Source organism: Streptomyces sp. NPDC007162 (genome assembly GCF_040634175.1).
Classification (GTDB): domain Bacteria; phylum Actinomycetota; class Actinomycetes; order Streptomycetales; family Streptomycetaceae; genus Streptomyces.
The window spans coordinates 1-3,663 of the sequence record NZ_JBEYFC010000722.1 but is presented as its reverse complement, the minus strand read 5'-3'; the positions used below and the strand labels follow the sequence as shown (position 1 = coordinate 3,663).

At 72.2% G+C, this 3,663-nt stretch carries 6 protein-coding genes; 5 read left to right on the top strand and 1 reads right to left on the bottom strand.

Going from position 1 to position 3,663, the window contains the following annotated elements:
* From ABZ646_RS42785 to ABZ646_RS42770, 4 genes are all read left to right on the top strand, one after another.
* A partial coding sequence (locus ABZ646_RS42785) for a helix-turn-helix transcriptional regulator (RefSeq protein WP_360532092.1) occupies nucleotides 1-209 on the top strand: 209 nt, incomplete at its 5' end.
* Nucleotides 210-334: 125 nt separating this feature from the next.
* On the top strand, nucleotides 335-532 hold the full coding sequence (locus ABZ646_RS42780; RefSeq protein ID WP_360532089.1) for a hypothetical protein: 198 nt from the start codon (nucleotides 335-337) through the stop codon (nucleotides 530-532).
* Between the two features lie 123 nt (nucleotides 533-655).
* A complete protein-coding gene (locus ABZ646_RS42775) occupies nucleotides 656-1,129 on the top strand; it encodes an SHOCT domain-containing protein (RefSeq protein WP_360532086.1) in 474 nt (157 codons plus the stop codon).
* A gap of 49 nt (nucleotides 1,130-1,178) precedes the next feature.
* Entirely contained in the window at nucleotides 1,179-1,607 is a 429-nt protein-coding gene (locus tag ABZ646_RS42770; RefSeq protein ID WP_360532083.1) for a hypothetical protein, read from the top strand.
* Between the two features lie 84 nt (nucleotides 1,608-1,691).
* Here the strand turns inward: ABZ646_RS42770 and ABZ646_RS42765 are convergent, their stop codons facing one another.
* Nucleotides 1,692-2,570, bottom strand: a complete 879-nt coding sequence (locus ABZ646_RS42765; RefSeq protein ID WP_360532080.1) for a LysR substrate-binding domain-containing protein — start codon at nucleotides 2,568-2,570, stop codon at nucleotides 1,692-1,694.
* A 155-nt stretch (nucleotides 2,571-2,725) separates the two neighbouring features.
* Here ABZ646_RS42765 and ABZ646_RS42760 point away from each other — a divergent pair, with 155 nt between their 5' ends.
* A complete protein-coding gene (locus ABZ646_RS42760) occupies nucleotides 2,726-3,613 on the top strand; it encodes an SDR family oxidoreductase (RefSeq protein WP_360532077.1) in 888 nt (295 codons plus the stop codon).
* Nucleotides 3,614-3,663 lie beyond the last annotated feature (50 nt).

The following is a 3,663-nucleotide window of genomic DNA, read 5'->3' as shown; positions in this document are numbered from 1 at the left end:
CCCCACCGCTGCTCGTGGAGGAACTGAGCGGGCGCGAGCGCGAGGTGCTGAGCAGGCTGGCGCAGCTGATGTCCACCCAGGAGATCGCCGCCGACCTGTACGTCTCCGTGAACACGGTGAAGACGCACCTCAAGAGCGTCTACCGGAAGCTCGGGGTGGGCCGGCGCGGTGACGCGGTGCGCCGGGCCCGCGAGCGGGGACTGCTGTGACCCGCCCGCAGGCGGCGGGCAGCGGCGGTCGTACCCGGATCACCTGTGCCGGGTGAGGCGGGCGGCGCCCGCCGCGGCGCAGCATCGGTGGACAGACCGCAGCACACCGCGGCGGGAGACGGCTCATGCACTACGAGATCCGCGTCGAAGGGGCCATGTCCGAGACGCTGACGCAGGCCTTCCCGGAACTGGAACACGTGACGATGTCCGGCCAGACGGTCCTGTTCGGTCCCGTCATCGACGAGGCACAGCTGTACGGCCTGCTGAACCGCTGTCTGTCACTCGGACTGCGGGTCGTGGAGATGCGGCGCCGCCCGGAGTGACCAGGCGTGCCGCACAGCAGCGCACGATCACCCGCACCGGGTGAGGACCGCGGGGGTCCGCCGTGCGCACCCTGAAACCGCAGGGCGCGGCCGACCGGCCGGCGCCGTGGACGGAGGAGACAAATGAGCGCGCAGACCTACCTCGCGTACGACTATCCGCTGCTGAGCGCCTTCTGGACCATGCTGTGGCTGTTCCTGTGGATCATGTGGCTCGTCCTGCTGTTCCGGGTCATCGTGGACATCTTCCGCGACGACTCGATGGGCGGCTGGGCCAAGGCCGGCTGGCTGGCCCTCTGCATCGTGGTTCCCTTCCTGGGCGTCCTCGTCTATGTGATCGCCCGCGGCAAGGGCATGGGGCAGCGCGAGATCTCCCAGGCCCGCGACCAGCAGAAGGCCTTCGAGTCCTACATCCGGCAGACCGCCCAGGGCGGTACCGGCCAGACCAGCAGCGTCGACGAACTGGCCAGGCTCTCCGAGATGAAGTCCCGCGGCGACATCTCGGACGAGGAGTTCCGCAGGGCCAAGGCGCTGGTCCTGAGCGACACCGGACCGGCCGTCCAACGCCCGGGCGCCGTGCCCACCACCCACGGGCGCTGACCGCACCACCAGTACCACGAGATCTGCGAGAACGAATCGAGGCAGGCGCATGACAGCGACACACCCCGCGCACCACCCGCACAGCGCCAAGATGCAGTGGGCCGGCGGACTGACCACCTTCTCCGCCGTCATGCTGATGATCGCCGGTCTGCTCGCGGTATTCCGCGGCATCATGGCGATCGCCCAGGACGACGTGTTCGTCACGACGCCCAACTACGTCTTCAAGTTCGACCTCACGAGCTGGGGCTGGATCCACCTGGTCCTCGGCGTGATCGCCGTGGTCGTCGGTGTCGGCCTCCTGCAGCCCGCCGCGTGGGCCCGCGGCGCCGGTGTGGCCATCGCCGCGCTGGTGATCATCGCCAACTTCCTGTCCCTGCCGTACTACCCGGTCTGGTCCGTGGTGATGATCGCGCTGTCCGGTTTCATCATCTGGGCGCTGTGCGTGGTACGCGGCGACGACTCCGCGGACACGACCTGACGCCCCGGGCCCACGGGCCGGAGCCCCCCGCGGCCGGGGGCTCCGGCCCGACGGCGGCGCCCGCCTCGCACCGGGTCGTGCGGTCTAGGCGGCGCCCGGGACCAGGTGGGCCTCGGCCGCGCGGCGGAACGCCGGGAACAGCGGGTGACGGTCCCCGGCCCGGGTGGCGAGGACCACCTGGAGAGGCGTGGCGTCCGCCACCGGGACGACGGCGATGTCCGGCCGCAGGTTCCCGCCGAACCCGGCCGGAGCCAGCGTCACCACCTCACCACTCGCGACCAGCTCGAGCTTGTCCTCCAGCGAGTCCACCACGGGGCCCAGCCGGGTGTGGCCGGGAGGATTCGCCCCGATCCGGTCGGCGCCGGTGAAACGCGGCAGCTGTTCGTCGGAGAAGTCGGCGAGGGTGACCGACTCCTTGCCCGCCAGCCGGTGGTCGAGCGGCACCAGCAGGACGCGCGGCTCCTCGTAGAGGACCGTGACGTCCAGGTCGTCGGCGGCGAACAGGAACCGGGTCACCACCGCGTCGACGCGATGGTCCAGCAGCGCTTCGCGCGGGTCGTTCCAGTCCAGGTGCAGGGCGCGGACATCGGCCCCGGGATGACGGTGGCGCAGCTCCCGGACGGCCGGGGTGACGATCATATGGGTGGTGAACCCGACGGTGAACGGGCCGTGGGCGGCGGCCGACCGCGCGCTCGCCGCGGCCCGGCCGGCCGTGCGCAGCAGCTCCCTCGCCTGCGGCAGGAAGACCTCCCCGGCCTCGGTGAGCCGGGTGCCGCGCGGGGTGCGGTCCAGCAGCCGGGCACCGACCTGCTGCTCGAGTCGCCGGATCTGCCGGCTCAGCGAGGGCTGCGCGAGATGCAGCACGTCGGCCGCGCGACCGAAGTGCAGTTCTTCGGCGACGACGGTGAAGTAACGCACCAGGCGCAGCTCCAGGTCCACCGCCGGTACGGGGGAATCGGGCACCTTGCGACTCTACCCGCGCACCGGTGAACGCAGGTGAGCTGCGGTGATGTCCGGACAGGCATCACGGGGTGCGGAACAGGTCTTGGACCCGGCCCGGTCCCCGGGCGCACGCTGAGGTCATCCCAGCAGATTCACTCCCCGTGAGGTGATTTGTCATGCGTGTGTTCGTCACCGGCGCCACCGGGTTCATCGGCAGCGCGGTGGTCCGCGAACTGCTCGGCGCCGGGCACCAGGTGCTCGGCCTCGCCCGTTCGGACGCGGCCGAGGCGGCCCTGAAGGAGGCGGGAGCACAGGCGCACCGGGGCGACCTGAACGACGCCGACGGGCTGCGGGCCGCGGCCGCCGGAGCGGACGGGGTGGTCCACACGGGCTTCCACCACGACTTCTCCGACCTGCACGGCGCCCTGCGCATCGAGCTCGCGGCCCTGGCCGCTTTCGGTGACGCCCTCGCCGACTCCGGCCGCCCCCTCGTCATCAGCTCCGTGACCGGCCTGCTCACCCCCGGCCGCGTCGGCACCGAGACCGACGGTCCCGACCCCGCCGCGCCGGGCGCGCACCGGGCCGAGGCGGAACGGGCCGCGCTGGCCCTGGCCGGCCGAGGGGTGCGGGTCAGCGCGATCCGGCTGCCCGCGGTACACGGTGCGGGCGACCACGCGTTCGTGCCGGCCCTCATCGGCATCGCCCGGGACAAGGGTGTCTCCGCCTACCCGGACGAGGGGACCAACCGCTGGTCCGCCGTGCACCGCCTCGACGCCGCCGCTCTCTACCGCAAGGCCCTGGAGACGGCCCCGGCGGGCGCCGTGCTGCACGCGGTCGCCGAAGGGGACGTACGCCTCCGCGACCTCGCCGAGGTGATCGGCCGCCGCCTCGACGTGCCGGCGGTCTCCCTGCCCCGGGCGGAGGCGACCGACCACTTCGGGTGGCTCGGCCACTTCTGCGTCAACGACAACCCGACGTCGAGCGCCGCGACCCGACAGCGGTACGACTGGCGGCCCGAGCAGCCGGGACTCCTCACCGACCTGGACCAGGACCACTACTTCTGACCTTCCCACGAGGACCTTCCCGCGACCCGAGGTCAGCCCACCTTCGTGTC